Genomic DNA, 24,994 nt, shown 5'->3' with positions numbered 1-24,994 from the left:
CCCATCGCCGCTGTTCAGAGGCATTGAATCGATATATGTCCGCGCCCGGCGGCTATGCTCGAACGGGTGACGTCCGCGGATTCCGGCAACGGGTCCGCGGGCAATTCCGATGGGCGCGGTGACCGAAGGAGGTACGTGTGCGGACCATCGCCACGATCGTCTGCGCCGTCGCCGTGCTGACGGCGACGGCGGGCTGCGACGGCATTTCCCCGCCCGGCCAGGAGTCCAGCCAGGCACCGGCACCGCCCGCTCCCCCCGCGTCGACCCAGCCGGGCGCGCCGACGGGCGAGGAGCCCGCGCAGGACCAGTGGACCATGCCGAACCTCGTCGGCGCGGTCCTGCAGGACGCGCAGGACCAGATCCAGCAGCTCACCGGCGGCGCGGTCTACTTCACCGACTCCCACGACCTCACCGGCGAGGGCCGCAACCAGGTCCTCGACGCGAACTGGCAGGTGTGCGACCAGAACGTCCCACCGGGCACGGCCCTGACCGTCACCTCCAAGATCGACTTCGGGGTCGTGAAGGTCGACGAGTCCTGTCCCTGACGCGTCAGGCCGTGACGCCGAGCTGGGCGCGGGCCTGGCGGACGAGGTGCTCGAGGAGCGTCAGGAGCACGGCCTTGGCCGACTCGCGGTCACGGACGTCGCACAGGCGCACGGGGATGGCCGGGTCGAGGTCGAGGGCCTCCTGGACCTCCTCGATCGTGTGGACCGGGGCGCCGTCGAAGCAGTTGACCGCCACCACGAAGTCGATGCCCCGGCTCTCGAAGAAGTCGACCGCGGCGAAGGAGTTGGTCAGCCGCCGCGTGTCGGCCAGGACGATCGCCCCCAGGGCGCCCTTGGCGAGCTCGTCCCACAGGAACCAGAAGCGGTCCTGGCCGGGCGTGCCGAAGATGTAGAGGATGACGTCCGGGCTGACGGTGATGCGGCCGAAGTCCAGCGCGACCGTCGTGGTCGTCTTCTCCTCCACGCCGGACAGGTCGTCGACACCCTCGCTCCGCTCGCTGAGCACCTCCTCCGTGCGCAGGGGGGCCACCTCGCTCACCGCGCCGACCATGGTCGTCTTGCCGACGCCGAAACCCCCGGCGATCAGGACCTTGACCGCGGCCGCGGTGACTTCCGTGGTCGGGTCAGAGTTTCCGGACACCATCCAGCACCTTCTGTAGGAGGTTCAGGTCGTGGTTCTGGCTCTCGCCGCGGGTCAGCGGTGCGCGGAAGATCAGGTATCCGGCCTCGATGAGGTCGCCGACCAGGATCTTCGTGACCGCGAGGGGCAGCGAGAGACCGGCGGACACCTCGGCGACCGACAGCGGATGGCCGCACAGGCGTACGACGTCGGCGTACTCGTGCCCCATCCGCTCGACGCTCGCGTCCCAGCGCGCGGCCACCACCAGGGTGATCATGTCGAGGTCCCGCCAGTTGCTGTTGGTCCGGCCGCGGGTCACCGCGTACGGACGGATCAGCGGGCCTGCCGCGTCGTCGAACCATTGCTCCCGCGGCTTCGTCATGACGACAGCGGGTCCACCTGCGGCTCGAACAAGCTGCGCCGCTTGTGCGTGCTCAGCAGGTCACCGAGCCGGTTCACGGTCTGGTTCATCTCGTAGGCGACCGTGCCCATGCTCGCGCCCTCGTCGCTGAGCAACGCGAGGCACGCGTTGTCCCCGGCGGTGGTCACGAACAGCACGGCACGTTCGAGCTCGACGACCGTCTGCAGCATGTCCCCGCCGTTGAAGCGCAGCCCCGCGCTGCGGGCGAGGCTCTGCAACGCCGATGACATCGCGCTGAAGTGCTCCGCGTCGTCCACCGTGATCGACGAGGAGCGGCCGAGCAGCAACCCGTCAGTGGACAGCACGACCGCGTACCGCACCTTGGCCAGGCGACGCACCAGATCGTCGAGCAGCCAGTCCAGCCGTGAGGAGTTGGATGTCACCGTAAACCTTCTCGTCCTTCGTCGTGGTTCGTGCCCGGCTCCGGGCGGGCATACCGGGCCAGGCGGGTCCCGGACTCGATCTCGGCGAACAGGTCCCTGGCACGTTCGGCCGACCGCTCGTGCCGACCGCCCGGTTTGGGTTGGGGCCGCACCGTCTGTTGGGTGTTCGTCAGCTGTGGCGCGAGGTTCTCCTGCCGTCGCCGCCTCGGCAGTGTCGGCCTGCCTGCGGTGGGCTGGACCGGTTCGTCCGCACTGGCGGAGACGACGGGTTGCGGTCCGGTCAGCTCCAGGCGCGTGTGCCGCGGCTCGGGACGGCGTGGCGACGGCGTCGGCGGCGGTTCCGCGGCGGGGGGATCCATGGTGGGCCACGGCACCGAGGGGAACCGGTGGCTCCCGTTGCCGTTGACCGGCGCGTACGCCTCCGCCATGGCCGACTCGACCACGGGGCTGGTGCCGGTCGTCGCGCCGACCGCGACGGGCTCCTCCTCGTTCGCGATCAGCGCGATGGGGATGATGACGATCGCGCGGATGCCGCCGTAGTCCGACTCGGCCAGCTTGACGGTCACGTCGTTGCGCGCGGCGATCCGGCTGACCACGAGCAGACCCATGCGCGAGTCGCTCGACAGGTTGGCCAGGCTGGCCGAGGACGGATCCTGCAGAGTCCGGTTGGCCATGGCGATCTGCTCGCTGGACATGCCGAGGCCCTGGTCGACGACCTCGACGACCGCGCCCCTGCCGACCACGTTGCTCGTGATGTCCACCCGGGACTCCGGCGGCGAGTACGCCGTGGCGTTCTCGACCAGCTCCGCGATGAGGTGGATGAGGTCGGCGACCACGCTGCCGACGACCGCGACCCCGGCCATGTGTCCGGTGTGGACGCGGGAGTAGTCCTCGGTCTCCGACACCGCGCTGCGCACCAGGTCGACGAGTGGCACCGGGACGCGCCACTGGCGACCCGGCTGCTCGCCGCCGAGGATGATCAGGTTCTCCGCGTTGCGCCGTGCACGGGTGGACAGGTGGTCCAGCTCGAACAGCACCGAGAGCCGGTTCGGGTCCTCCTCGCTGTGCTCGGCCTTGTCGAGGACCTCGAGCTGGCGGTGCACGACGATCTGGCTGCGGTGCGCGATGTTCAGGAACAGCGCGTTGACCCCGCCTCGGGTGCGTGCCTCCTCGACGGCCGCCGACACGGCGGCGGACTCTGCCCTGTTGAACGCGTCCGCCACGTCGCCGATCTCGTCGGCGCCGAAGTCCAGCGGCACCATCTCGGTGGTGACGTCGACGTCCTCGCCGTTGCGGAGCTGGTTCATGATGCGTGGCAGGTGCTGGTCGGCCACCGACAGCGCCTCGGCACGCAGCCGCTTGAGCCGCCTGATGAGCTGTCCCGAGATCCGCAGGGTGATCAGTCCGATGATCAGCACACCGATCACCAGCGCGCCGGCTGCGACCAGCCACCACGTCGCGGTCTGCTGGGCTTTGTCGATCGCGCTGTCGATGACCGCCCCGTACAGGTCCCGGTACAGGTCGAACAGTCCGGTGCCGACCGTGGTGAGGGCCGACTGCCATTCGTCGATGCTCACCGGCAGGGCGAAGTCGTCGTCGGGGCCCTGGGCGCCGTGCGAGACGAGCGCGTTCTCCACCGACGTGAGCGTCTGCCACCCGGCGCTCGACTGGATCGCGGTCAGCCGCTGCTTGTCCGCGGCGTTCAGCGCGGGCGCGAGCGTGGTGAAGCGATCGTGGAACGACCCCATCTGCTCGGCGTAGTCATGCAGCTGCTGGGCGTTCAGCCTGCCGCCCACCGAGAGGGCGAGCGCGTTGCCACGGCCCAGCGCCTCGATCGCGGCCATCATCTCGACCCCGACGTTGGCCGCGACCACCGAGTCGCCGTCCGGCAGGGCCTTGGTCCCCGCACGGGTCCCGACGAGGACCTGGTCGAGGAACCCGTCGAAGAACTTCAGGACCTGGTCGGGCGGCGCCACTCCGGCGTCCATGCCCTGGCGCACCTGTGTCAGCGCCTTGACGACCGCGTCGGTCTGCGTGGACTCGCCCTCGGTGTCCGGGGAGACCTCCTCGACCGTGCCCTGCGCCCGCGTCATCTCGGGGGACCGGATCGCCCTGTCGACCCGGGCGCGGGCGTCGCGCACCGCGTCCGCGGCGTTCGGCGCGCCGGAGAACGCCAGCATGCTCGCCTGGCGTTCCTGCTGCACGGCCTGGATGAACTCCGTTGCCGGGGCGTTCCCGGCCTTGAACTGCGTGACCTGGTCGCGCAGGTGGAACGCGCTCACGGCGAGGTAGGTGGAGGCGCCGAGGCCGACCGCGACGAGGATGATCGTCGGGATCAGTGCGATGGACAGGATGCGTGCTCGAACACTGAGCTGGAACTTGCTCACGGGAGTCAACCCTCCGGTCCGCTCTCCACCGGACAGGGACCCGCGCACCACATGCGCACCCGATCCCGCTCACCCGGTGGCGCCGGCATCACCGGGCCGGACAAGGCATAGCCGAGCACCTCCCGCCCGCCGTGCTCCATCGCGCACCGTCTCCTCTCCCCGCAATTCCCAGGCGGGGCGCAGTCAACCCGTCCCACACAATCCAAGTCAAGCGGCCGTTCAGGGGTATCCGCTAAAAGTCAGACAGGGCAAAGGAGATTCGAAAATTGTCCAGATCGGACCCCGGCGCGATGGTAGCGATAACATCGCGTGCAGATGGCAACTTTAGCCTGTGACAGGAGGTTCTCGGCACGTGTCCACGATCGACACCCGGCGCCGATGCACGTTATTGGCAGACTGTGTAATAGCGTCGTGAGAACTTCGCACACACAGCCGGATTCGTAGTCGACTCGTCGCGCGTTGTTCGCGCCGCGTCCGGTAGGCGCGCTTACCCGACACCCGTGGCGCCCGAGGTGGCGCCCGTCCTGTGTGGACGGAGGGCGGGCGGGTGCGATCCGCTGCCCTTCGGACTGGCCCTTCGGGCGTTGTCCGGCCACGACCGCCTCTGCTGTGCTGGCCGCGGCGGTACTACGCACACGTGTCGACCGCGTCGTCGGGGATCCCCTCGCGGGCGGTCCGTGACCGCAGGTGCTCCTGGAGGGCGGGCCACCCGTCCGTGCCGTGTGCGTCGTACAGCTCGCACAACGCGGTGAACCAGCTCGTCAGCAGCCCGACATCCTCGAGGAGTCGGCGGCAGCGCGGAGGGATTCCTGCCGCTCGCGGAGAGCGGCGACAAGCACGCGGTGTTCGCCCAGTACGGCGTGGCGGTGGCGACGACCGCGCCTGCGACCGCCGAGGCGCTGCGGGCACTGCCCGACGACGTCATGGCACCGGCCGTCGACGCGATGCTCAAGGACTCACCGGAGCCGGCGGCCCTGGGTGAGCAGCGGCTGCGCGAGATCCTCGCCGAGGTGACCGCCGCGCACCTGGCCAGGACGAGCACCGAGGAGACAGCGCGATGAAACGGTCGAACGCCGGCCTGGACGAGTCGACCGACGGGTCGTCCTCCGACGACGACTCGCTGGAGGAGCGGGCACGCAAACAGGCCCGCACGATGCTCGCGACGCAGGGCCCGGTGGACACCCAGCTCGTGTTGACTCCCAGTTCTTCGAAAGCCTCGGCGCCACACTGGACCGGATGAACGACACCCTCGGGTCGGACGAGGAGGAAGAAGAAGAGGAGGAGAACGAGGGCCGGGGCGACCAGCCGCCCACCCAGCAGGACATCAACGCCTACCTGACCGCCGACAGCGGAGTCGTCAACGTCGACCAGGGTGACGTCGGTGTCGTGTGCGACGCCGCGATCGCGACCAACGGCATGGGGCCCTGCATCGCCGTCGGCAAGACAGGCACGTTCGACGGCCACCGCTTCAGCGCGCTCACCCACTGGGACGGCACCGTTCCCGGCGCGGCCGAGGACCTGGTCGGCGTCCTCGACGACGACATCCGGGACAAGATGAACGCGGTCACCGGCAGGACGGGCACGCTGACGGACGAGAGGTACCTCGTCGTCGGCGGTCGTCCCGAGTCGGCGGAGAACCAGCACGAGATCCGTGAGGTGATCAGCTCACTCGACGTCTCCGCCACGTTCTTCCTCGTGACGCAGGCGAACACCACCTTCGCGGCACAGGCCGAGTCCGCCGCGATGATCTCCGAGACCGGCGAGTTCAGCTACCAGGTCGTCCAGGAGGGTCAGTAGCCTCCTTCGGTCCACGGGCGGAGCTTCTCGGGGTTGCGCACCGCCCAGACGTGCTGGATCCGGTCGTTCGCGATGTCGAACGCGAACACCGCCATCGTGGCGCCGTCCAGCTGTGCGACGAGGCCGGGCCTGCCGTTGACCGTGCGTTCCAGCATCACCATGGCCGGCGCGAGGCCGGCGATGGTGATGAAGTGGCGTGCGATGCCGTCCGCGCCCTCGACCGGGTGGATCAGCGCGGTGACGACGCCACCGCCGTCGCCCACCGCCGTCGCGTTCGGGTCGAGCAGGCCGATCAGGGCGTCGATGTCCTTGGCCTCCCACGCCCGTTTGAAGCCGCGGACGATGTCGGCGTAGCCGGCCACCGGCTTGGCGAGGCCCCGCGACGCGTCGATGCGGCGCCGTGCCGAGGACGCGAGCTGGCGGCACGCCGCAGGCGTCCGGCCGACGATCCCGGCCACCTCGGCGAACGGGTAGCGGAAGACGTCGTGCAGGACGAACGCGACGCGCTCGGCCGGGGTCATCGACTCGAGCACGACCAGGAAGGCCATGTTGACCGACTCGTCGAGGGTGACGCGGTCGGCGGGGTCGGTGGCGGTCGCGCCGCTGGACCACTCCGTCCGGTCAGGCACCGGCTCGGGGATCCACTCCCCCACGTAGCTCTCGCGCCGCCTGCGCGCCGAGCCGAGCAGGTCGAGGCAGATGCGGCCGGCGACCCGTGTCAGCCACGCGCCGGGCGACTCGATCTCGTCCTGCTGCGCCGGGGTCATCGCGTACCAGCGGGCGTAGGTCTCCTGGACGACGTCCTCCGCGTCGGCGAGCGAGCCGAGCAGCCGGTAGGCGACGTTGGTCAGCTGCCGCCGTTCGCTCATGACGGCGGCTACCCCCGGGTCGTCGTCTGGCGTGGTCATCGCGTGCGGTGCTCCCTGTGTGCCTCTCACTCCCACTCGACGAGACAGCCTCCCGAAGTGTCAGGCCTGACATTACGACCGGCCGCGTCGTCGTACCCGGCATGGACATCGCACTGTGGATCATCGCGGGCCTGCTGGCCGCGGCGTTCCTCGCCGGCGGCGTGATGAAGGTCGTCCGACCGAGGGAGAAGCTCGCCGCGGCCGGTTTCGGCTTCGTCGAGGACGTGGGCACCGGCACGGTCAAGGCCATCGGCGCACTGGAGATCCTGGCGGGGATCGGCCTGGTCCTGCCCGCCGCGGTCGGCATCGCCCCGGTGCTGGTGCCGCTGGCCGCCGTCGGCGTGGTGGCGCTGATGGTCGGCGCGGCCGTCGTCCACCTGCGCCGGGGCGAGGCCAGGTCGATCGTGGTGAACGTGGCCCTGCTCGCGCTCGCCGCCGTGGTGGTGTGGGGCCGGTTCGGGCCCTACTCGGCGGTGTGACAGCACCCCCTGTCTGCCCCAGGATTGGACTCGGTGACGAACGCGCCTGGGCTACTGGAGGTTGGTCATGAGGATCGTGGTGGTCGGCGGTACCGGCCTGATCGGGTCGAAGCTCGTGTCGGGGCTCGCCGAGCAGGGCCACGAGGCGGTGGCGGCGGCGCCGAGCACGGGCGTGGACACGCTGACCGGCGAAGGGCTCGCCGACGTGCTGGCCGGAGCGGCCGTGGTGGTCGACGTGTCGAACTCACCGTCGTTCGCGGACGCCGAGGTGCTCGCGTTCTTCGAGACCTCCACCCGCAACCTGCTCGCCGCGGAGGCGGCGGCCGGGGTCGGGCACCACGTCGCGCTGTCGGTCGTGGGGACCGACCGGCTCCTGGACAGCGGCTACTTCCGGGCGAAGATCGCGCAGGAGCGGCTGATCGCGGACTCGCCGGTCCCCTACTCCGTCGTGCGGGCGACGCAGTTCTTCGAGTTCCTGTCGCGCATGGCGGACTCGGCCACCGACGGCGACACCGTCCGGTTCGCACCGGTGCTCTTCGCGCCCATGGCGGGTGACGACGTGGCGGCGGCGGTCGGCCGGATCGCGGTCGGCGCGCCGCTGGACGGGATCATCGACGTGGCGGGCCCCGAGCGCTTCCGGATGGACGAGTTCTTCGCCGACGTGCTCGCCAGGGACCCGCGTGCGGTGGTCACCGACCCGCACGCGAGCTACTTCGGCGCCGAGCTGGACGAGCGCACCCTGGTGCCGGACGCGAGCGCGCTCGTCGGCGAGGTCCGGTTCGGCGACTGGGCAGCCCGCGTGCGGGCGTGAGGGTCAGGCGCACATCTCCGGGTGCGTCTGGCACGGCGGCGGTGTCGGGATCGTGCAGCAGGCCAGTGCCGCCGCCGGGAGGCTCGCGGGAGCGAGACCGAGGAACACGCCGACCACGACGCCGGTCAGGCGGTAGGTGGCACGGCGCCGGGACCGTCTCCTGTCGTGCACGTCAATCACCCCTTCGGGAGGGCCCTGCTGACTCCGAGTGGCCATCGTCGCAGGTCACCGGGTGAGGCAGCATCCGTGCAAACACGCAATCGTGTGGCATCATCGCGCAGGTGAGCAGCACACCGGCGGCGCAGAACCTGCGCGACCTCGCCCGGCTGCGCCGTGTCCGCGACCGGATCGACCGGGACTACGCGCAGCCGCTCGACGTCGAGGCGCTCGCGAGCTACGTCCACATGTCAGCCGGCCACCTCAGCCGCGAGTTCCGCCGCGCCTACGGTGAGTCACCGTACGGCTACCTGATGACCCGGCGGATCGAGCGGGCGATGGCACTGCTGCGGCGTGGCGACCTGAGCGTCACCGAGGTGTGCTTCGCGGTCGGGTGCTCGTCGCTCGGGACCTTCAGCACGCGGTTCACCGAGCTGGTCGGGGTGCCGCCGAGCACGTACCGGCGGGAGGCCGCGGGCGAGGCCGAGGGCATGCCCGCGTGCGTGGCCAAGCAGGTGACCAGACCGGTCCGGACCAAGCCGGTCAGGAATCGAGAAGCGTCGGTCCCGACCCGCACTTAGTGTGACGGCCATGGACATCACCATTCACTCGAGCTTCCTCCCGCACACCGACCCCGACGCCGCGCTCGCCTTCTACCGCGACGCGCTCGGCTTCGAGGTCCGCAACGACGTCGGCTTCAAGGGCATGCGCTGGATCACGGTGGGCCCTCCCGGCCAGCCGAGCACGTCCATCGTCCTGACCCCGCCCGCCGTGACTCCGGGGATCACCGACGACGAGCGCAACCTCATCGCCGAGATGATGGCCAAGGGCACCTACGGCGGCATCAACCTCGCCACCAAGGACCTCGACGAGACGTTCGCGAAGCTCCAGGCGACCAACGCCGAGGTCGTCCAGGAGCCCACCGACCAGCCGTACGGCGTGCGTGACTGTGCCTTCCGCGACCCGTCGGGCAACATGGTCCGCATCCAGGAGCTTCGCTGACCTCGCGCAGGCCGACCAGACCGATGGAGACTCGATTGAGCAGGGCCAGGAGCACGTCCGCGCAGCACGTCGCCGACAGCCACGACCTGATCCGCGTGCACGGCGCCCGTGAGAACAACCTCAAGGACCTCAGCGTCGAGATCCCGAAGCGCAGGCTGACGGTGTTCACCGGCGTGTCGGGTTCGGGCAAGTCGTCGCTGGTGTTCGACACGATCGCCGCCGACTCGCAGCGGATGATCAACGAGACCTACAGCGCTTTCCTGCAGGGTTTCATGCCGACGCTGGCGCGGCCGGACGTGGACGTGCTCGACGGTCTCACCACGGCGATCATCGTCGACCAGCAGCGGATGGGCAGCGACCCGCGCTCGACGGTCGGCACCGCCACCGACGCGTACGCGATGCTGCGCATCCTGTTCAGCAGGCTCGGCAAGCCGCACATCGGCTCGCCGCAGGCGTTCTCGTTCAACGTCGCCTCGATCAGCGGCGCGGGCGCGGTCACGCTGGAGCGCGCGGGGCGCACGGTCAAGGAGCGGCGCAGCTTCAGCATCACCGGCGGCATGTGCCCGCGCTGCGAGGGCCGGGGCAACGTCAACGACATCGACCTCACCCAGCTCTACGACGACTCGAAGTCGATCGCGGAGGGCGCGTTCACGATTCCCGGCTGGAAGTCGGACAGCTTCTGGACGGTGAAGCTCTACGCGCAGTCCGGCTTCCTCGACCCGGACAAGCCGATCAGGAAGTTCACCAAGAAGGAGATGCAGGACTTCCTGTACAAGGACCCGGTCAAGGTGAAGGTCGAGGGCGTCAACCTCACCTACGAGGGGCTGATCCCGAAGATCCAGAAGTCGTTCCTGTCCAAGGACAAGGAGTCGATGCAGCCGCACATCCGGGCGTTCGTCGACCGGGCGGTCACCTTCACGACCTGCCCGGAGTGCGACGGCTCGCGGCTGTCGGAGTCCGCACGGTCGTCGAAGATCGGCAAGGTCAACATCGCCGACGCGTGCGCGATGCAGATCAGCGACCTGGCCGAGTGGGTGCGGGGTCTCGACGACGCGTCGGTGGCACCGCTGCTCGGGAAGCTGGGGCACACACTCGACTCGTTCGTGGAGATCGGACTCGGCTACTTGTCGCTCAACCGTTCGTCCGGCACGCTGTCGGGCGGCGAGGCGCAGCGCGTCAAGATGATCCGCCACCTCGGCAGTTCCCTGACCGACGTCACCTACGTGTTCGACGAGCCCACGATCGGCCTGCACCCGCACGACATCCAGCGGATGAACGGCCTGCTGCAACGCCTGCGGGACAAGGGAAACACGGTGCTCGTGGTGGAGCACAAGCCGGAGACGATCGCGATCGGCGACCACGTGATCGACCTCGGCCCCGGCGCGGGTACCGAGGGTGGCACGGTCTGCTTCGAAGGCACGGTCGAGGGACTGCGCAAGAGCGGCACGATCACCGGCCGTCACCTCGACGACCGCGCCGCACTGAAGGAGTCGGTACGCACACCGACCGGCACACTGGAGATCCGCGGCGCGAACAAGCACAACCTGCGTGACGTGGACGTGGACATCCCGCTCGGCGTGCTGGTCGTGGTGACCGGCGTGGCAGGCTCCGGCAAGAGCTCGCTGGTCCACGGTTCGATCCCGGCCGACGAGGGTGTGGTGGCGGTGGACCAGACCCCGATCCGCGGCTCGCGGCGCAGCAACCCGGCGACCTACACGGGCCTGCTCGAGCCGATCCGCAAGGCGTTCGCCAAGGCCAACAACGTCAAGCCCGCCCTGTTCAGCGCGAACTCCGAGGGTGCGTGCCCCAACTGCAACGGCGCCGGGGTGATCTACAGCGACCTGGGGATGATGGCGGGCGTGGCCACCACGTGCGACGTGTGCGACGGCAGGCGGTTCGACGCGTCGGTGCTGGACTACAGGTTCGGCGGTCGCGACATCAGCGAGGTGCTCGCGATGTCGGTGACGGAGGCGAGGGAGTTCTTCGGCGAGGGCGACGGACACATCCCTGCCGCGCACGCCGTCCTGGAGCGTCTCGCGGATGTGGGGCTCGGGTACCTCAGCCTGGGCCAGCCACTGACGACCCTGTCCGGCGGTGAGCGCCAGCGCCTGAAACTCGCCACCCACATGGGTGACAAGGGTGGCGTGTACGTCCTGGACGAGCCGACGACCGGGCTGCATCTCGCGGATGTGGAGCACCTGTTGGGCCTGCTGGACCGGCTGGTCGACGCGGGCAAGTCGGTGATCGTGATCGAGCACCACCAGGCGGTCATGGCACATGCGGACTGGATCATCGACCTGGGACCGGGCGCGGGCCACGACGGCGGCACGATCGTCTTCGAGGGCACGCCGGCTGACCTGGTCGCCGACCGCTCGACACTGACGGGTGAGCACCTGGCGGAGTACGTGGGCGCACCGAAGTCCCGCACCACGAGGAAGACCCGCACCAGGGTCTGAGGGTGGTGACGCGCCGGGTTCACCGCTCGCCGGGCCGTTGGTCCCGACGACGGCCTCCCGAGTGACGATGGCGTTTCGGCGGGTGGAGCCCCGCTCGCGGAGAAGAGCCGGGGTCTGCGAGCCCGGCCCACGAAGCGGGTTCCCCCGCCCGCCGCAGGCCGCCTCGGCCCCACCTTCCTTACGCCCAGCGCAACGAAGGACGCCATCAGTACGCCCAGCGTTACGAAGGCGTCCTTCAGTGCACGGGGCCGCCGGCCCGCGAGGACGGCATCCCGCGGCTACTGGATGTCGCCCGTCGTGGCGGAGCGGACGGGGCCCCGGGCGGTGAGGTCGCCAGGGGGTATACCCGGGTGGTGGGCGTCGGCGGCGCCCCTTGTCGTCGCCGTGGGGCCGAGGGCCAGGCGGGAGACGATGCGGTACCGGTCACCCCGGTACAGCGAGTGGACGTACTCGATGGGCCGGCCGGTGTCGTCGTTGGTCAGTCGCTCGAACAGCAGTGCGGGAGACAGAACCGGCACACCGAGCAGCTCCGACTCGGCGTCGTTCGTGACCGTCGGCTCGACCGACTGGATCGCGTCGTGCACACGCACGCCGTGTTCGTGCAGGCGCACGTAGAGGTCGCCGGACTCGAGGTCCTCCAGCGACAGCCTGGGCGCGACGGCCACCGGCACGTGCAGGTACTCGATCGCCATCGGGGCCCCGTCGACGAAGCGTTGCCGTGCCACGTAGAAGATCTCGGCCGCCGGTGACACGCTCAGGCGCCGGCCCACCCTCGCACCCGCGGCGATGGTCGCGAACTCCAGCACCTTGCTCGTCCACGTACCCGCGGCCTGCGGCAGCACCATCGTGCGGTCGTCGGACACCAGCTCCTGCTCGATCTTGGCAGGCGCCACGAACGTGCCCCGCCCGTGCTGGCGCACCAGCATCCCGTTGTTGACCAGCTCGTCGACCGCCGAGCGCAGCGTCGGCCTGGACACCGACAGGCGTTGGCACAGCACCCGCTCAGCGGGCAGCGGCGCGCCCGGCGGGTGCGTCTCGATCATCTCGAGCAGGTAGTCACGCACGCGCTCACGCTTCAGGATGGCTCCGGCCATGCCGCCAGTATGACAACCGGACCAGAGGATAGCTCGCCGGGTTGACCACTCCGTAGTGAACTACTCACCCAAAAATCGCCCTCCACCTGCGTATTGACTTGAGGATTGGTCTATGCCATTTTGGTTCAGACCACTGGACCTTACCAATTGGTCATATCCTCGAAGCACCGTGAGGTAACCGTGCCGTCTCGCTTCGCCGCCGGCCTGCTCGCGCTGGCACTGACCCTCCCCGCCCTCGCCGCGTGCGGCTCCGACGACGCCGCGTCCGGCGAACGTCAGAACCTGACCGTGTGGCTGATGAAGGACACCGCGACCGACGAGTTCGTCAAGGACTTCGAGGCGGAGTTCGAGCGGGACCACCCCGAGTACACGCTGACCGTCCAGATCCAGGAGTGGGACGGCATCACCGAGAAGGTCACCGGCGCGCTGGCCAGCACCGACCCGCCGGACGTGATCGAGGTCGGCAACACCCAGGTCGCGCAGTACGCGGCGAGCGGCGGCGTGACCGACCTGTCCGGCAAGGTCGACGAGCTGGGCGGCAAGGACTGGCTGCCCGGCCTCGCCGAGCCCGGCGCGGTCGACGGCGACCAGTTCGGCATCCCGTTCTACGCGGCCAACCGCGTCGTCATCTACCGCACGGACCTGTTCGCGGCCAAGGGGCTCACCCCTCCGTCCACACGGGACGAATGGCTCGCCACGACCGCCGCAGTGAACCAGGGCGGCGTGCAGGGCATCTACCTGCCCGGCCAGAACTGGTACGTGCTCGCGGGCTTCGTCTGGGACGAGGGCGGCGACCTCGCCACCCGGGACGGCGACGACTGGAAGGGCGGCCTGAACACGCCGGAGGCGTTGGCGGGCGCGGACTTCTACCGGCGCCTCCAGGCACTCGGCAACGGCCCCAAGGACTCCGACGAGGCCAAGCCGCAGCAGACCGACGTGTTCGCCAAGGGCGACGTCGCGCAGCTCATCGCGGTGCCGGGCGCGGCGAAGCTCGTCACCACGGCGAACCCCGACCTGGCGGGCAAGCTCGGCTTCTTCCCGATCCCGGGCAAGTCCGCGAGCGAGCCGGGCGCGGTGTTCACGGGCGGGTCCGACCTGATCGTCCCGGTCGCCTCCCCCCGCCAGGACGGCGCCTACGCGGTGGTCAAGGCGCTCGCCGGCGAGAAGTGGCAGGTGGAGCTGGCCAAGGCCATGAACTACGTGCCGAACCGGACCTCGCTCGCCGACGCCGTCGAGGACGACCCGGGCGCCGCCGCGATGGCCGTCGGTGCCGCCAACGGACACGCCACGCCGAACTCGCCCAACTGGACCGCGGTCGAGGCCCGCAACCCCATCAAGGAGTTCCTGACCAAGGTGCTCACCGGCAGCGACCCGAAGACCGCCGCCGCAGACGCGGACGCGGTCATCACCTCGGCACTGAACACCGCGAACTAGGGCAGGCCATGGATCTTCGTGCGAGGTCCACCTCCGACCAGCAGACACCTCGGGGGAACGTGACGGCACCGGCAGGACGCGATCCACGCACGAGATCCCTCGGCGGCAGACCGGTATCCACCGAGGCTCCCCCGGCGCGGCGGTCGACCAGCCGCACGGCTGCCCCGCCGGGGGACCGCCGCCGCAGGAGCTTCTGGCCGTACCTGCTGATCGCGCCGACCCTGCTGGCGACCGCCTACCTGCTCGTGTATCCGTTGCTGCGCAACGTGGCCATGTCCTTCCAGCACTTCGGGATGGCCCAGCTGATCCGCGGCGGCGCGGGCTTCGCGGGGTTCGCCAACTACACCGCGGTGCTCTCCGACGCGGAGTTCTGGTCGGTCGCGCGGCGGACCCTGGCGTTCACGGCGGTCAACGTCGTGCTGATCATGGCGGCATCCACGTTCGTCGCACTGCTGGTCGTGCGACTGGGCCGGGTGATGCGCCTGGCCGTGCTCGGTGGGCTGGTGCTCACGTGGGCCACCCCGATGATCGCCGCGACCACGGTGTTCCAGTGGATGTTCCAGTCACGGCTCGGCGTGGTGAACTGGGTGCTGGTGTCACTGGGCTTCGAGCAGTTCCGCGACCACACCTGGTTCGCCGACGGACCGCAGACCTTCGCGATCCTCGTGGTGCTGATCATGTGGCAGTCGGTGCCCTTCGCCGCGCTCACCCTGTACGCGGCGATGACCACGGTCCCCCACGAGCTGTACGAGGCGGCCCGGATCGACGGCGCTGGCGGCCTGCGGTCGTTCCGTTCGATCACCTTTCCCGTGCTGCGCCCCATGTTCGGGCTCGTGACCTGCCTGGAGGTGATCTGGGTCGGCAAGGCGTTCGTGCAGATCTGGGTGATCAGCGAGGGCGGCCCGGGCCGGGCGACGACCACGCTGCCCGTCTACGCCTACCAGGTCGCGCAGTCACTGCACCGCTACGACCTCGGTGCGGTGGTGTCGATGCTGATGGTGCTGCTGCTGATGCTCGCGCTGTTGTTCTACTTCCGGCACATGTACCGCGAGGAGGCCGCCGCATGACCGCACGCCTGACGCGGAACCTGTTGGCGCTGTTCGTGTTCGTGGTGTCGGTGTTCCCCGTGTACTGGATGGTCCTCACCGCCTTCAAGCCGACGCGGGAGATCCAGGCGGCCACGCCGACGTTCTGGCCGTCCGCACTGACCTTCGAGCACTTCACCACGGCCGTGCACGCACAGGGGTTCTGGTACTTCTGGCGCAACAGCCTGGTGGTGGCCGGCTCGGCGGTCCTGCTGTCGCTGGTGGTCGCGCTACTCGCCGCCTACGCCGTGGCGCGGCTGCGGTGGAAAGGCAGGCGCGGCTTCATCCTGATGGTGTTCATCGCGCAGATGACGCCGTGGGAGGCGCTCCTGATCCCGATGTACGTCATCGCGCGGGACACCGGGATGCTCGACACGCTCACCATGCTGACGCTGGTGTACTTCATGATCACCCTCCCGTTCACGATCGTGACACTGCGGAGCTTCCTCGCCGCGGTGCCGGTCGAGCTGGAGGAGGCGGCCCAGGTGGACGGCTGCGACCGGCCCGCGGCGTTCCGGCGCGTGGTGCTCCCCCTGCTCGCGCCGGGCCTGCTGACGACGTCGCTGTTCGGGTTCATCACGGCGTGGAACGAGTTCGCCTTCGCCAACCTGCTGATCATCAAGAACCAGGACGACCGCACGCTGCCGGTCTGGCTCTCCTCGTTCAGCAACACGTTCGGCACCGACTGGGGCGCGACGATGGCCGCGTCGACCCTGTTCATGCTGCCCGTGCTGGCGATCTTCCTGGTACTGCAGCGAAAGGTGACCGCCGGCATCACCGGCGGCGCGGTCAAGGGCTGAGGAGGCAGCACGTGATCGTTCCCCGACCCACCCGCCTGCGCCACCGGGCCGGACAGTTCGTGTTCGGGCCGACGACGGCGCTGCGGGCCACCCCCGGCGCCGAACCGGCCGCCCGGCTGCTGCGGCGGTACCTGCGTCAGCCGACGGGTCTGCCGCTTCCCCTGTCCGCCAACGGAACCGTGCTCCTCGCACTGGACGAGCAGCTGGTCGGGCTCGGTGAGGAGGGCTACGCGCTGACGGTCAGCGAGCAGGCCGTGGTACTGCGTGCCCGCCGCCCGGCGGGACTTCTGCACGGCGTGCAGACGATCCGGCAGCTGTTGCCCGTAGAGGCACTGGGCGACACGCAGGCGGTGGGCGTCCGGTGGGCGCTGCCGTGCGTGGACGTCACCGACTCGCCCCGGCTGCCCTGGCGGGGCGCGATGCTCGACGTCGCGCGGCACTTCCAGCCGGTGCGGTTCCTGCGCCGGTTCGTGGACCTGTTGGCACTGCACAAGCTCACGGTGCTGCACCTGCACCTCACCGACGACCAGGGCTGGCGGATGCCGGTCGCCGCCTACCCCGCGCTGACCGGGGTCGGTGGCGTCCGCGTGGGAACGCAGCTCGGCCCGGCGGGCAGCGACCGGTTCGACGACACCCCGCACGGCGGCGCCTACACGGCCGAGGAGCTGCGCGGGTTGGTGACGTACGCGGCGGAGCGCGGTGTGCGGATCGTGCCGGAGATCGACATGCCGGGGCACGTGCGGGCCGCGCTGGCCGCGTATCCGTGGCTGGGCAACAGACCGGAGCGGCACCTTCCCGTGTGGACGGAGTGGGGCATCTCGGAGGCGGTGTTCGGTGTCGGCGACGCGACCCTGGAGTTCTGCCGTACCGTGCTCGGCGAGGTGCTGGACGTCTTCCCCGGCGAGCACGTGCACCTGGGCGGCGACGAGGTCCCGGTGACCGAGTGGGCGTCGAGCCCGGTCGCCCTGGCCAGGATCGCCGACGAGGGCCTGGCGGGCCCGCACGCGTTGCGGACCTGGTTCCTCGACCGGATGGGGGGTTTCCTCCTCGCGAACGGCCGGATTCCGGTGTGCTGGGACGGCGACGGTCCCCCACTCGACCCGCGCACGGTCATGATGCCGTGGCAGGACACCGCCGACGGCCCGCTCGAACGTGGCCACCCCGTGGTGCTCACCCCGTACCGGCAGACCTATCTGGACTATCCACAGTCTACTGACCCCGACGAGCGCGCGGGTCAGCCGGACGGCGTGGTGACCATGTCCGACGTGTACCACCAGCAGATCCCCGACGCCCCAGGCGTACTCGGCAGTCAGTGTCAACTGTGGACTGAACAGGCGCCGCGTGCCGAGGACGTGGAGTACCTGGCGTTCCCCCGGCTGTGCGCACTGGCCGACACGCTGTGGTCGGCAACGCCCGACTGGGCCGCGTTCGGCGCCGCGATGGCCGTGCACGAGCGCAGGCTGGCGGCCCTGTCCGTCGCCCACCGGTCCCTGACCGCGACGAGCTGAGAGGAGGTCGCACCCCCGTACGAACCCTGCCCGTACAGGAGGACCCGATGTTGTCCCGCAGATTCCTGGCCGCCGCAGCGGCGGCAGCCGCACTGACCGCGTTCGTCCAGTCACCGGCGTCCGCCGCCGGAGACGCGCTCACCGCCAACTACCGCACCAGTGCCACGGGTGCCACCACCGACCAGGTGGAGCCGTGGTTCACGATCGCCAACACCGGCACGACGACCATCCCGCTCGCCGAGGTGACGCTGCGGTACTACTTCCGGGGCGAGACCCCGGACGTCGGCTACCGTTTCGCCTGCTCGTGGGCGGTGCGCGGCTGCGGCAACGTCACCGGCACGTTCCGCCAGCTGTCCACCCCGACCTCGACCGCCGACCGCTACCTGGAGGTCGGTTTCACCTCCGGTGCGGGCTCGCTGGCCCCCGGCGCGAACACCGGCGACCTGCAACTGCGTTTCTACCGCACGAACTGGGGCTCGATCACCCAGTCCGACGACTACTCCTTCACCAACCGCACGACCTACGCCGCGTGGTCGAAGGTAACCGTCCAACGTGGAGGGACGACGATCTGGGGCACCGGCCCGGGCGGTGACGACCCCGGCGACCCACCCGACCCGGGTGACCCGCCGGGCCCGACCGGCGAGGTCCTGTTCGACGACTTCGCCTACACGTCGTCGAGCGACGCACGGATCGCGCAGCGCGGCTGGACCGTCCGCTCCGGCGGCGGCGGGCCGGGTGTGCCCGGTGCGACGTGGGATCCGTCGCTGGTCACGTTCCCGACCGTAGGTGGGAACCAGGTGCTGCAGCTGGAGTCGTCGAACAACGGGTCCAGTGCGCGACAGACGGAGCTGTACCACCAGCGGAAGTTCTTCCAGGGCACGTACGGCGCGCGGGTGTTCTTCGCCGACGCGCCGGTGCGGGGCGTCGACGGGGACAACGTGGTGGAGACGTTCTTCACGATCACGCCCCTGAACGCGCCGATGGATCCGGACTACGGCGAGCTGGACTTCGAGTACCTGCCCAACGGCGGGTGGGGCGAGCCGTCGAACATCCTGTACACGACGACGTGGGAGACCTACCAGAACGAGCCGTGGGTCGCGGACAACGTCCACACCGAGGCACGCAGGAGCTTCGCGGGCTGGCACGACCTGGTGATCCAGGTGGCGTCCGGGCGCGTGAAGTACTACGTGGACGGCACCCTGTTCGCCGACCACGGGGACCGGTACTACCCGGAGACCCCGATGTCGATCAACTTCAACCTGTGGTTCATCTCGGGTGGGCTGGTCGGCCAGCCAGGTGACCGGGCGTACCGGCAGCAGGTCGACTGGGTGTACTTCGCGGAGAACGAGGTGGTGAGCCCGGCACAGGTCAGCTCGAGGGTGAGCGGCTACCGCACCTCGGGCGTCGCACACGTCGACACCGTGCGCTGACAGACGTTGTGGGGGCGGCCATGCCGCCCCCACAAGGCCCAGTTCTGGGATGACCGACCGGACTCGCACCGGTTTCGCTAGGTTCACAGCCCGGCGCCTCGACTCCTTCGGCTTCGGCCATCGCTCTCCCACCACGATTCGAACCTGGACTTCCCGGTCAACAGCCGGGCGTGCTGCCGTTGCACCACAGGGGATGACGTACGAAATGGTGGGCGGTAAACAAGTGTCGACCGGCACACCGGGTGCCGTCGACGACATCTGGCCACCGCCCACGTGGTCCGGGTTCGCCTGCGAGGTGTGACGTCGGCCCAGATGGGTACAAGGGTCCGTACCACTGTGGAGCCGAGGAGGCGTCGATGACGGTGAATGACGGTCTGCCGCTGAACGAGTCGGCCGCCTACGACGCCGAAGGTCACATCACCGACCCCCCGACCGAGCTGTTACCCGCCAACGCGAACGCACCAGCACCCGGGGCCGCGCCACCCCCGCCGACCTCACCCGTCGACGCGACGTCGGAGCTGCCCACTCAGGCGTTGCCCCTGGGCCCGCCCGCACCGCCGCCGGTCGACACGGCGGAGGGCAGCGTGGAGGGCGACCTGTTCGACGACGTCGGTGACCGACCGTCATGACGTCCGGTGGCCGCTGACCTTCGACGCAGGCAGCCGGCCCGCTCTGGCGTGGCCCGTCAGCTCGTCCCCCGCGATGGTGACGTCGAAGGTGAGGTTCAGGCGCAGTGGCTTGCGGATGGCCTGTGCCCAGGTCAGCTGGTCGCCGTCGAGGGTGAGGTCGGTGAGCGGCACCTCCTGGCCGTGCTTGTCGTCCCGGGCAGTCCCCCGCAGCCGTCCGTCCACAGTCGACAGTTCGAGCACGACGTGCTGTCTGCCGATCGGGGTGTCGATCACCAGCCGCCAGTTCCCGGTCGCCCGCGTCACGGTCGCGCCCCGCGGGTCCAGACGGTGCCCCGACGCTCGTGCGCGATCAGCGTCTCCACCGCGATCGCCACGTCGGGGCCGAGCTCACGTTCGAGCAGGTACAGCCCGAGATCCAGCCCCGAGGTGACGGACGAGGCGGTGACGAGGTCGCCGTCGTCGACCACGCGCACGTCGAGCGCCTGGACGCCGGTGGCCTCCAGCAGGTCGAGACCCAGCTGGTGGGTGGTGGCCGGGCGGCCCTCGATCAGACCCGCCATCGCCAGCACGAGTGAGCCGCCACAGACCGTGGCCACGGTGACGCCGTCGCGGTCGAGGGCTTCCTTGAGCAGGGCGGGCAGCCCGGTGTCGAGCGTGTTCCCGAGGAGCACCGGGATGCTGTCCGCGGCGGGTTCCCCACCGTCCGGATCGGGCATGCTGCCCAGCGCACCGGGCACGAGGACGATGTCCGCGCGCCGCGGGTCCAGCGCCGCGGTGGCACGGAGGGTGACCGGGCCCAGCCCGCTGGGCACCTCGCGCGGCCCTTCGGCCGAGACCAGCTCGACGTCCACCAGGTGGTCGGCGGCGGCGCTGAGCACCTCGTAGGGCGCGATGACGTCGAGCGGGTCGAACCCGTCGAACAGAACGACCTGTGTGAGCATGAGGCAACGCTAACCACGGAGAGTACCGGCCAGGAGTGGCCAGAGTGCCACCTTTCCACGGGTTCTCGCCAACGACGGCCGGTCATCACGGTGGCGGCCCGGGTCCTAGGCTTCCGAGGGCCGACCACGACCGACGAGGGAGCATCATGATCTTCATCACCGCCAAGTTCCGCGTTCGCCCCGAGCACGCGGACGACTGGCCCCGCATCACGGCCGAGTTCACCGAGGCAACCCGCGCCGAGCCCGGCTGCCTGTGGTTCGACTGGTCCCGCAGCGTCGCGGACCCGGACGAGTACGTCCTGGTAGAGGCCTTCCACGACGACGCGGCCGCCGCACACGTCCAGTCCGACCACTTCAGGACCGCCCAGCAGACGCTGCCGCCCTACCTCGCGGAGACCCCGAGGATCGTCAACGCCACCATCCCGCAGGACGACTGGTCCGAACTGGGCGAGATGGCCGTGAAGGACCAGTAGGACCGGCCGGATGTCCTCGCCAGCCGGGACACCGCATCGACCACGTCTTCCCGGTCCGCGGCGCCGATCCGACGGCCACCGCCACCATCAGGCCGACTGACCGTCCCGGCGGCGTAGGCGGGTCACGGCCGTGTGCACCCGGTCGACGGCTTCGGCGCCGGTCGAGGCGTGTGGGGACAGGCGGACCTGGTCCGGCCGGACCGTGGCCGTGACCTCCTCGTCCGCCAGCGCGGCCGCCAGCTCCCCGACGGGGTAGCGCGGCACGCGGAAGGCGAGGATGCCCGCCCGCCGGTCCGTCGCGGACACGATCTCCGCACCCGCCCCGCGCAGGCGGTCCTCCAGCTCGGCCACCCTCGACGCGATCCGGGACATGATCAGCGGCAGGCCGACCTCCTCCGTCAGCTCCACCGCCCTGGCCAGCGCCCCCGCGTTCACCGGGCTCAGGTTGCTGACCGACCAGGACCGGGCATCCGGTGCCACCTCGTGGATCTCGTCGTCGAACACACCCGGGTCCACCACCCCGGTCCACCCCGACAGCAGCGGGTCCAGCCGCTCCAACGCACGCTCCGACAGCACCGCGAACGCCGTCCCCCACCCCGCCCGCAGCCACTTCTGGCCCCCGCACACGAGCACGTCGGCGACCTCCCACGGCTCGTCCACCACGCCGACGCCCTGGATGCCGTCCACCACCAGCAGCCGGTCCCCCACGACGTCACGCAGCGCGGCGAGGTCGGCCCGATACCCGGTGCGGAAGTCGACCGCGCTGACCGACACCACGGTCGTGTCCCCGGTCAGCGCGTCCGCGACGGCCTCCGGCGTGACCCGGGCCGTGCGCAGCCTGCGGACGGTCAGCCTGCCCGCCTGCTCGGCCCGCACCCACGGATAGGTGTTGGCCGGGAACTCCGCCGCCGACACCACCACCTCGCCCGCCGGCACACTGAACGCCGCCTGGAACAGGCCCTGGCTGGTGTGCGGCAACAACGCGACACGGTCGGGGGACGCGCCGCCACACAGCCGGGCCACCGCCGCACGGGCACGGGCGTCACACGTCATCACCTCGTCCACTGTGGACATCCCGGCCGACGCCACCCTGCGCAGCAGCGCCGCACTCTCCTCGACCACCGCCCGGGACGGCGGACCCACCCTGGCGAAGTCCAGATAGCCAGGCGACTCGTCGAACAGCTCACGCCACACGGGCACAGTGAAACACGCGGCTCCGCCGAACGGCGGTAGCTCCCCCCACGTCCCCTTCCCTAGCATCGGCTTCCGGGTCGGGGGATCTTCTGTGCCACTGGGGGTTTCACATGCGTCGCTTGTTTCTCGCCGCCCTGCCCACGTTCCTGGCCGCCGCTCTGCTGACCGCGAGTCCACCCGCGGGCGCCGAACCCGCCGCCTCGCCCGCCGCGGTGGACGAGGCCTCGACCTTCACGCCCGTGTCACCGGTGCGGGTGCTGGACACCCGCACCGGAACGGGGTTCCCCGTCGGCCCCAACACCACCGTCGGCGTGAGCCTCGCGGCCCACGTCCCGGAGACAGCGACCGCCGTCGTGCTCAACGTGACCGGCGTGTCGCCGACCGCACCCACGTTCGTCACGGTCTTCCCGACCCTCGCCAACAGGCCGAACACGTCCAGCCTCAACCTGGTCGCCGGCGAGACCCGGGCCAACCAGGTGACCGTCACACTCGGGGCCGGCCGGATCGTGAACCTGTACAACGACGCGGGCAACACACACCTGGTCGCCGACCTCGCCGGCTACTACGCCACGGGCGCGGGCGCGAAGTACACCGCGCTGCCCGCCAACCGGCTCACCGACACCCGCTGGGACGGCGTCCCGGTCGGTGCGGGCGGGACGCTGGTGGTCGACCTCGCCGGGCGGGTACCCGCGTCCGCGACCGCGGTGACGTTCAACCTCACCGCCACCGACGTCACCTCGACCACGTTCGTGACGGCGTGGCCCACCGGCACACCACGCCCGAACGCGTCGAACGTCAACCTCACCGCGGGTGAGACGCGGCCCAACCTCGTCACCGTGGCCGTCGGCGCCGACCGGAAGGTCAGCCTCTACAACAACGCGGGCAGCGCGCACCTCGTCGTGGACCTCTCCGGCTTCTACACGCCCGACTACGGCGCCTCCTTCCTGCCACTGTCCCCGACGCGAGTGCTGGACACCAGGAACGGCACCGGCACCGGCGGCTTCTCGGGCCCGGTCGGGCCCGGTGCGGAGATCGAGGTGTGGTTCGGCGACAGCGGCCTGCCGCCGACGATGACCGGCCTGGTCCTCAACGTCACGGGGGTGGCGGCGACCGCCGCGACCTACGTGACCGCGTGGGGGCCCTACCGAAGCAGGGGGAACACCTCGACCCTCAACATCGCGCCCGGCCAGACCACGCCGAACGCCGCCGTGGTCGCGCTCGCCCAGCAGCCGGCGGTGCGGCTCTACAACAACAGCGGCAGCGTGCACCTGCTCGCCGACCTCGCCGGGGTGTTCGCGGTGACCGGCGCGCCCTGCACCGCGGACTGCCTCCTCGCCTGGGGCGACAACGCCCTCGACCGGAAGTTGGGCACGGCCGAGGCCACGTTCGGGTCGCCGACACCGACGCGGGTGGCGGCGTTGTCCGGGGTGCGGGCGGCGTCGGGTGGCGACTACCACAACGGCTACGCCCTCCGCACCGACGGCACCGTCTGGGCCTGGGGCAACAACGAGGCCGGGCAGCTGGGCAACGGCTGGTCGGTCGGTGCGGCCGGCGGCTTCGGCGGCGGGTCGGCGGCGCCGGTCCCGGTGCTGGGTCTGACGGAGGTCACGGCGATCGCGGGTGACAACTGGGGCGCCTACGCACTCCGCTCCGACGGCAGCGTCTGGGCGTGGGGCTCGGGCTTCTACGGGCGGCTGGGCAACGGGCAGACCGAGGACTCGGCCGTGCCGGTGCGGGTGACCGGGTTGACCGGCGTGGTCGCGATCGCCAGCGGCCCGATCACCGGCTACGCGCTGCGCGCCGACGGCACGGTCTGGGCGTGGGGTGGCAACGGCTCCGGCGAGTTCGGCAACGGCTCCGAGGTCACGCAGCTGCCGGTGCCCGTGCAGGCGAACCTGACCGGCGTCACCGCGATCGCGAGCGGCGCCAGCAACGTCTACGCGGTCCGTACGGACGGCACCGTCTGGGCATGGGGCTCCAACCACACCGGCCAGCTCGGCAACGGCCAGCCGTGCGACCCGGCGACCGCGTGCGTGGCGCGCGAGCCGGTGCGGGTCTCCGGACTGACCGGGGCGACCGCCGTCGCCGCCGGCTCCGACAACGGGTACGCGGTTCGCGAGGACGGCACGGTGTGGGCGTGGGGCGCGAGCCAGTACGGCAGGCTCGGCAACGGCGTCGAGTGCCTGCCGAACCCGGCGACGTGCGAGTCCCGCGTCCCGGTGCCCGTCTCGGGCCTCGACGACGTCACACAGGTGGCGAGCTTCGAGTTCGGCGCGTACGCGCTTCGTGCCGACGGCACGGTCTGGGCGTGGGGCGACAACACCTACCGCAGCCTCGGCAACGACGACGTGTGGAACTACGCGGCGGTGCCGGTGCGGGTCACCGGGTTGACCGGGGTCAGCGCCATCGCGGGCGGTTGGCTCAGCGGCTCCGCGGTCGTGCCGACGCCGTAGGGCGGTGGGTCGGCGTGCCGGTGACGCC

The 24,994-nt window shown here is 70.5% G+C and carries 26 protein-coding genes, 2 tRNA genes and 1 pseudogene; 17 read left to right on the top strand and 12 right to left on the bottom strand.

Annotated elements, in window-relative coordinates:
- Window positions 1-137: 137 nt before the first annotated feature.
- Entirely contained in the window at window positions 138-545 is a 408-nt protein-coding gene (locus CLV71_RS48350) for a PASTA domain-containing protein (protein WP_133900871.1), read from the top strand.
- Window positions 546-549: 4 nt separating this feature from the next.
- Here CLV71_RS48350 and CLV71_RS02450 read toward each other — a convergent pair whose 3' ends face one another.
- Genes CLV71_RS02450 through CLV71_RS02435 form a run of 4 tightly spaced genes read right to left on the bottom strand, consistent with a single transcriptional unit; the run spans window position 550 to window position 4,316 of the window.
- Window positions 550-1,149, bottom strand: coding sequence for a GTP-binding protein (locus CLV71_RS02450; RefSeq protein ID WP_133900870.1), 600 nt, complete (start codon window positions 1,147-1,149; stop codon window positions 550-552).
- Window positions 1,130-1,507: a DUF742 domain-containing protein gene (locus CLV71_RS02445; RefSeq protein ID WP_133900869.1), complete on the bottom strand. Its 378-nt coding sequence runs from the start codon at window positions 1,505-1,507 to the stop codon at window positions 1,130-1,132. The genes CLV71_RS02450 and CLV71_RS02445 overlap by 20 nt, the downstream gene beginning before the upstream one ends.
- A complete protein-coding gene (locus CLV71_RS02440) occupies window positions 1,504-1,929 on the bottom strand; it encodes a roadblock/LC7 domain-containing protein (RefSeq protein ID WP_243866182.1) in 426 nt (141 codons plus the stop codon). The genes CLV71_RS02445 and CLV71_RS02440 overlap by 4 nt, the downstream gene beginning before the upstream one ends.
- The gene (locus CLV71_RS02435) at window positions 1,926-4,316 is read right to left on the bottom strand and encodes a sensor histidine kinase (protein WP_133900868.1); all 2,391 of its coding nucleotides are present in this window, start codon (window positions 4,314-4,316) and stop codon (window positions 1,926-1,928) included. The genes CLV71_RS02440 and CLV71_RS02435 overlap by 4 nt, the downstream gene beginning before the upstream one ends.
- A gap of 842 nt (window positions 4,317-5,158) precedes the next feature.
- Here CLV71_RS02435 and CLV71_RS02430 point away from each other — a divergent pair.
- From CLV71_RS02430 to CLV71_RS02420, 3 genes are read left to right on the top strand one after another with little or no spacing between them, the layout of a single operon-like run.
- On the top strand, window positions 5,159-5,377 hold the full coding sequence (locus CLV71_RS02430; protein WP_133900867.1) for a hypothetical protein: 219 nt from the start codon (window positions 5,159-5,161) through the stop codon (window positions 5,375-5,377).
- A complete protein-coding gene (locus tag CLV71_RS02425) occupies window positions 5,374-5,556 on the top strand; it encodes a hypothetical protein (protein WP_133900866.1) in 183 nt (60 codons plus the stop codon). Before CLV71_RS02430 ends, CLV71_RS02425 begins: the two co-directional genes overlap by 4 nt.
- Window positions 5,553-6,113 carry a hypothetical protein gene (locus CLV71_RS02420; RefSeq protein ID WP_133900865.1) on the top strand — a complete coding sequence of 187 codons (561 nt, stop codon included), beginning with the start codon at window positions 5,553-5,555 and terminating at the stop codon, window positions 6,111-6,113. Before CLV71_RS02425 ends, CLV71_RS02420 begins: the two co-directional genes overlap by 4 nt.
- On the opposite strand, the gene sigJ is transcribed toward CLV71_RS02420, so the two are convergent.
- On the bottom strand, window positions 6,107-7,021 hold the full coding sequence (gene sigJ / locus CLV71_RS02415; RefSeq protein WP_133900864.1) for an RNA polymerase sigma factor SigJ: 915 nt from the start codon (window positions 7,019-7,021) through the stop codon (window positions 6,107-6,109). The two genes, CLV71_RS02420 and sigJ, sit on opposite strands and share 7 nt — an antisense overlap.
- A gap of 101 nt (window positions 7,022-7,122) precedes the next feature.
- On the opposite strand from sigJ, the gene CLV71_RS02410 reads away from it, so the two are divergent.
- Window positions 7,123-7,500, top strand: coding sequence for a DoxX family protein (locus CLV71_RS02410; RefSeq protein ID WP_133900863.1), 378 nt, complete (start codon window positions 7,123-7,125; stop codon window positions 7,498-7,500).
- Window positions 7,501-7,567: 67 nt separating this feature from the next.
- The gene (locus tag CLV71_RS02405; RefSeq protein WP_133900862.1) at window positions 7,568-8,311 is read left to right on the top strand and encodes an SDR family oxidoreductase; all 744 of its coding nucleotides are present in this window, start codon (window positions 7,568-7,570) and stop codon (window positions 8,309-8,311) included.
- A gap of 3 nt (window positions 8,312-8,314) precedes the next feature.
- On the opposite strand, the gene CLV71_RS47415 is transcribed toward CLV71_RS02405, so the two are convergent.
- Window positions 8,315-8,482 carry a hypothetical protein gene (locus tag CLV71_RS47415; protein ID WP_166663886.1) on the bottom strand — a complete coding sequence of 56 codons (168 nt, stop codon included), beginning with the start codon at window positions 8,480-8,482 and terminating at the stop codon, window positions 8,315-8,317.
- Between the two features lie 110 nt (window positions 8,483-8,592).
- On the opposite strand from CLV71_RS47415, the gene CLV71_RS02400 reads away from it, so the two are divergent.
- The 3 genes from CLV71_RS02400 to CLV71_RS02390 are packed head-to-tail and all read left to right on the top strand — an operon-like array spanning window position 8,593 to window position 11,925.
- A complete protein-coding gene (locus CLV71_RS02400; RefSeq protein ID WP_133900861.1) occupies window positions 8,593-9,048 on the top strand; it encodes a helix-turn-helix transcriptional regulator in 456 nt (151 codons plus the stop codon).
- A 10-nt stretch (window positions 9,049-9,058) separates the two neighbouring features.
- Window positions 9,059-9,469: a VOC family protein gene (locus CLV71_RS02395; protein WP_133900860.1), complete on the top strand. Its 411-nt coding sequence runs from the start codon at window positions 9,059-9,061 to the stop codon at window positions 9,467-9,469.
- 23 nt (window positions 9,470-9,492) lie between these two features.
- The gene (locus CLV71_RS02390; RefSeq protein ID WP_133900859.1) at window positions 9,493-11,925 is read left to right on the top strand and encodes an ATP-binding cassette domain-containing protein; all 2,433 of its coding nucleotides are present in this window, start codon (window positions 9,493-9,495) and stop codon (window positions 11,923-11,925) included.
- A gap of 278 nt (window positions 11,926-12,203) precedes the next feature.
- Here CLV71_RS02390 and CLV71_RS02385 read toward each other — a convergent pair whose 3' ends face one another.
- Window positions 12,204-13,019 carry a GntR family transcriptional regulator gene (locus CLV71_RS02385; protein WP_133900858.1) on the bottom strand — a complete coding sequence of 272 codons (816 nt, stop codon included), beginning with the start codon at window positions 13,017-13,019 and terminating at the stop codon, window positions 12,204-12,206.
- Between the two features lie 180 nt (window positions 13,020-13,199).
- Between CLV71_RS02385 and CLV71_RS02380 the strand changes: the two genes are divergently transcribed.
- From CLV71_RS02380 to CLV71_RS02360, 5 genes are read left to right on the top strand one after another with little or no spacing between them, the layout of a single operon-like run.
- Window positions 13,200-14,453, top strand: a complete 1,254-nt coding sequence (locus tag CLV71_RS02380) for an extracellular solute-binding protein (RefSeq protein WP_208297348.1) — start codon at window positions 13,200-13,202, stop codon at window positions 14,451-14,453.
- Window positions 14,454-14,461: 8 nt separating this feature from the next.
- Complete coding sequence (locus tag CLV71_RS02375; protein ID WP_133900857.1) at window positions 14,462-15,520, top strand: carbohydrate ABC transporter permease; 1,059 nt, start codon at window positions 14,462-14,464, stop codon at window positions 15,518-15,520.
- Window positions 15,517-16,338 carry a carbohydrate ABC transporter permease gene (locus CLV71_RS02370; RefSeq protein ID WP_133900856.1) on the top strand — a complete coding sequence of 274 codons (822 nt, stop codon included), beginning with the start codon at window positions 15,517-15,519 and terminating at the stop codon, window positions 16,336-16,338. Before CLV71_RS02375 ends, CLV71_RS02370 begins: the two co-directional genes overlap by 4 nt.
- Before the next feature lie 11 nt (window positions 16,339-16,349).
- Window positions 16,350-17,846: a beta-N-acetylhexosaminidase gene (locus tag CLV71_RS02365; RefSeq protein WP_208297347.1), complete on the top strand. Its 1,497-nt coding sequence runs from the start codon at window positions 16,350-16,352 to the stop codon at window positions 17,844-17,846.
- Window positions 17,847-17,893: 47 nt separating this feature from the next.
- On the top strand, window positions 17,894-19,276 hold the full coding sequence (locus tag CLV71_RS02360; RefSeq protein ID WP_133900855.1) for a cellulose binding domain-containing protein: 1,383 nt from the start codon (window positions 17,894-17,896) through the stop codon (window positions 19,274-19,276).
- A gap of 45 nt (window positions 19,277-19,321) precedes the next feature.
- On the opposite strand, the gene CLV71_RS47410 is transcribed toward CLV71_RS02360, so the two are convergent.
- Window positions 19,322-19,397: transfer RNA gene (locus CLV71_RS47410), tRNA-His, on the bottom strand.
- A gap of 2 nt (window positions 19,398-19,399) precedes the next feature.
- Window positions 19,400-19,470: transfer RNA gene (locus tag CLV71_RS02355), tRNA-Asn, on the bottom strand.
- 162 nt (window positions 19,471-19,632) lie between these two features.
- On the opposite strand from CLV71_RS02355, the gene CLV71_RS02350 reads away from it, so the two are divergent.
- Window positions 19,633-19,905 carry a hypothetical protein gene (locus tag CLV71_RS02350; protein WP_133900854.1) on the top strand — a complete coding sequence of 91 codons (273 nt, stop codon included), beginning with the start codon at window positions 19,633-19,635 and terminating at the stop codon, window positions 19,903-19,905.
- Here CLV71_RS02350 and CLV71_RS02345 read toward each other — a convergent pair.
- Together CLV71_RS02345 and CLV71_RS02340 are read right to left on the bottom strand one after the other, a co-directional pair.
- Complete coding sequence (locus CLV71_RS02345; RefSeq protein ID WP_133900853.1) at window positions 19,900-20,208, bottom strand: hypothetical protein; 309 nt, start codon at window positions 20,206-20,208, stop codon at window positions 19,900-19,902. The genes CLV71_RS02350 and CLV71_RS02345 overlap by 6 nt on opposite strands.
- Window positions 20,205-20,846 carry a DJ-1/PfpI family protein gene (locus CLV71_RS02340; protein WP_133900852.1) on the bottom strand — a complete coding sequence of 214 codons (642 nt, stop codon included), beginning with the start codon at window positions 20,844-20,846 and terminating at the stop codon, window positions 20,205-20,207. The genes CLV71_RS02345 and CLV71_RS02340 overlap by 4 nt, the downstream gene beginning before the upstream one ends.
- Window positions 20,847-20,992: 146 nt before the next feature.
- On the opposite strand from CLV71_RS02340, the gene CLV71_RS02335 reads away from it, so the two are divergent.
- Complete coding sequence (locus CLV71_RS02335; protein WP_133900851.1) at window positions 20,993-21,319, top strand: putative quinol monooxygenase; 327 nt, start codon at window positions 20,993-20,995, stop codon at window positions 21,317-21,319.
- Window positions 21,320-21,427: 108 nt separating this feature from the next.
- Here the strand turns inward: CLV71_RS02335 and CLV71_RS02330 are convergent.
- Window positions 21,428-22,579, bottom strand: a pseudogene (locus CLV71_RS02330) (aminotransferase class V-fold PLP-dependent enzyme); the annotation flags it as partial.
- A 44-nt stretch (window positions 22,580-22,623) separates the two neighbouring features.
- Between CLV71_RS02330 and CLV71_RS48345 the strand changes: the two are divergent.
- Window positions 22,624-24,966, top strand: coding sequence for an RCC1 domain-containing protein (locus tag CLV71_RS48345; protein WP_208297346.1), 2,343 nt, complete (start codon window positions 22,624-22,626; stop codon window positions 24,964-24,966).
- Window positions 24,967-24,994 lie beyond the last annotated feature (28 nt).

Source organism: Actinophytocola oryzae (assembly GCF_004364325.1).
In the GTDB taxonomy this organism is placed as follows: Bacteria; Actinomycetota; Actinomycetes; order Mycobacteriales; family Pseudonocardiaceae; genus Actinophytocola; species Actinophytocola oryzae.
This window is presented reverse-complemented; position numbering and strand designations above follow the sequence as displayed.

What these genes read in the sequence shown, in the direction of transcription:
- CLV71_RS02425 (WP_133900866.1), top strand. Translation starts at nt 5,374, where the DNA reads ATGAAACGGTCGAACGCCGGCCTGGACGAGTCGACCGACGGGTCGTCC.
- CLV71_RS02370 (WP_133900856.1), top strand. Translation starts at nt 15,517, where the DNA reads ATGACCGCACGCCTGACGCGGAACCTGTTGGCGCTGTTCGTGTTCGTG.
- CLV71_RS02350 (WP_133900854.1), top strand. Translation starts at nt 19,633, where the DNA reads ATGACGGTGAATGACGGTCTGCCGCTGAACGAGTCGGCCGCCTACGAC.
- CLV71_RS02360 (WP_133900855.1), top strand. Translation starts at nt 17,894, where the DNA reads ATGTTGTCCCGCAGATTCCTGGCCGCCGCAGCGGCGGCAGCCGCACTG.
- CLV71_RS48345 (WP_208297346.1), top strand. Translation starts at nt 22,624, where the DNA reads ATGCGTCGCTTGTTTCTCGCCGCCCTGCCCACGTTCCTGGCCGCCGCT.
- CLV71_RS02385 (WP_133900858.1), bottom strand. Translation starts at nt 13,019, where the DNA reads ATGGCCGGAGCCATCCTGAAGCGTGAGCGCGTGCGTGACTACCTGCTC.
- sigJ (WP_133900864.1), bottom strand. Translation starts at nt 7,021, where the DNA reads ATGACCACGCCAGACGACGACCCGGGGGTAGCCGCCGTCATGAGCGAA.
- CLV71_RS02420 (WP_133900865.1), top strand. Translation starts at nt 5,553, where the DNA reads ATGAACGACACCCTCGGGTCGGACGAGGAGGAAGAAGAAGAGGAGGAG.
- CLV71_RS02450 (WP_133900870.1), bottom strand. Translation starts at nt 1,149, where the DNA reads ATGGTGTCCGGAAACTCTGACCCGACCACGGAAGTCACCGCGGCCGCG.
- CLV71_RS02445 (WP_133900869.1), bottom strand. Translation starts at nt 1,507, where the DNA reads ATGACGAAGCCGCGGGAGCAATGGTTCGACGACGCGGCAGGCCCGCTG.
- CLV71_RS02410 (WP_133900863.1), top strand. Translation starts at nt 7,123, where the DNA reads ATGGACATCGCACTGTGGATCATCGCGGGCCTGCTGGCCGCGGCGTTC.
- CLV71_RS02405 (WP_133900862.1), top strand. Translation starts at nt 7,568, where the DNA reads ATGAGGATCGTGGTGGTCGGCGGTACCGGCCTGATCGGGTCGAAGCTC.
- CLV71_RS02375 (WP_133900857.1), top strand. Translation starts at nt 14,462, where the DNA reads ATGGATCTTCGTGCGAGGTCCACCTCCGACCAGCAGACACCTCGGGGG.
- CLV71_RS02340 (WP_133900852.1), bottom strand. Translation starts at nt 20,846, where the DNA reads ATGCTCACACAGGTCGTTCTGTTCGACGGGTTCGACCCGCTCGACGTC.
- CLV71_RS02395 (WP_133900860.1), top strand. Translation starts at nt 9,059, where the DNA reads ATGGACATCACCATTCACTCGAGCTTCCTCCCGCACACCGACCCCGAC.
- CLV71_RS02335 (WP_133900851.1), top strand. Translation starts at nt 20,993, where the DNA reads ATGATCTTCATCACCGCCAAGTTCCGCGTTCGCCCCGAGCACGCGGAC.
- CLV71_RS02390 (WP_133900859.1), top strand. Translation starts at nt 9,493, where the DNA reads ATGGAGACTCGATTGAGCAGGGCCAGGAGCACGTCCGCGCAGCACGTC.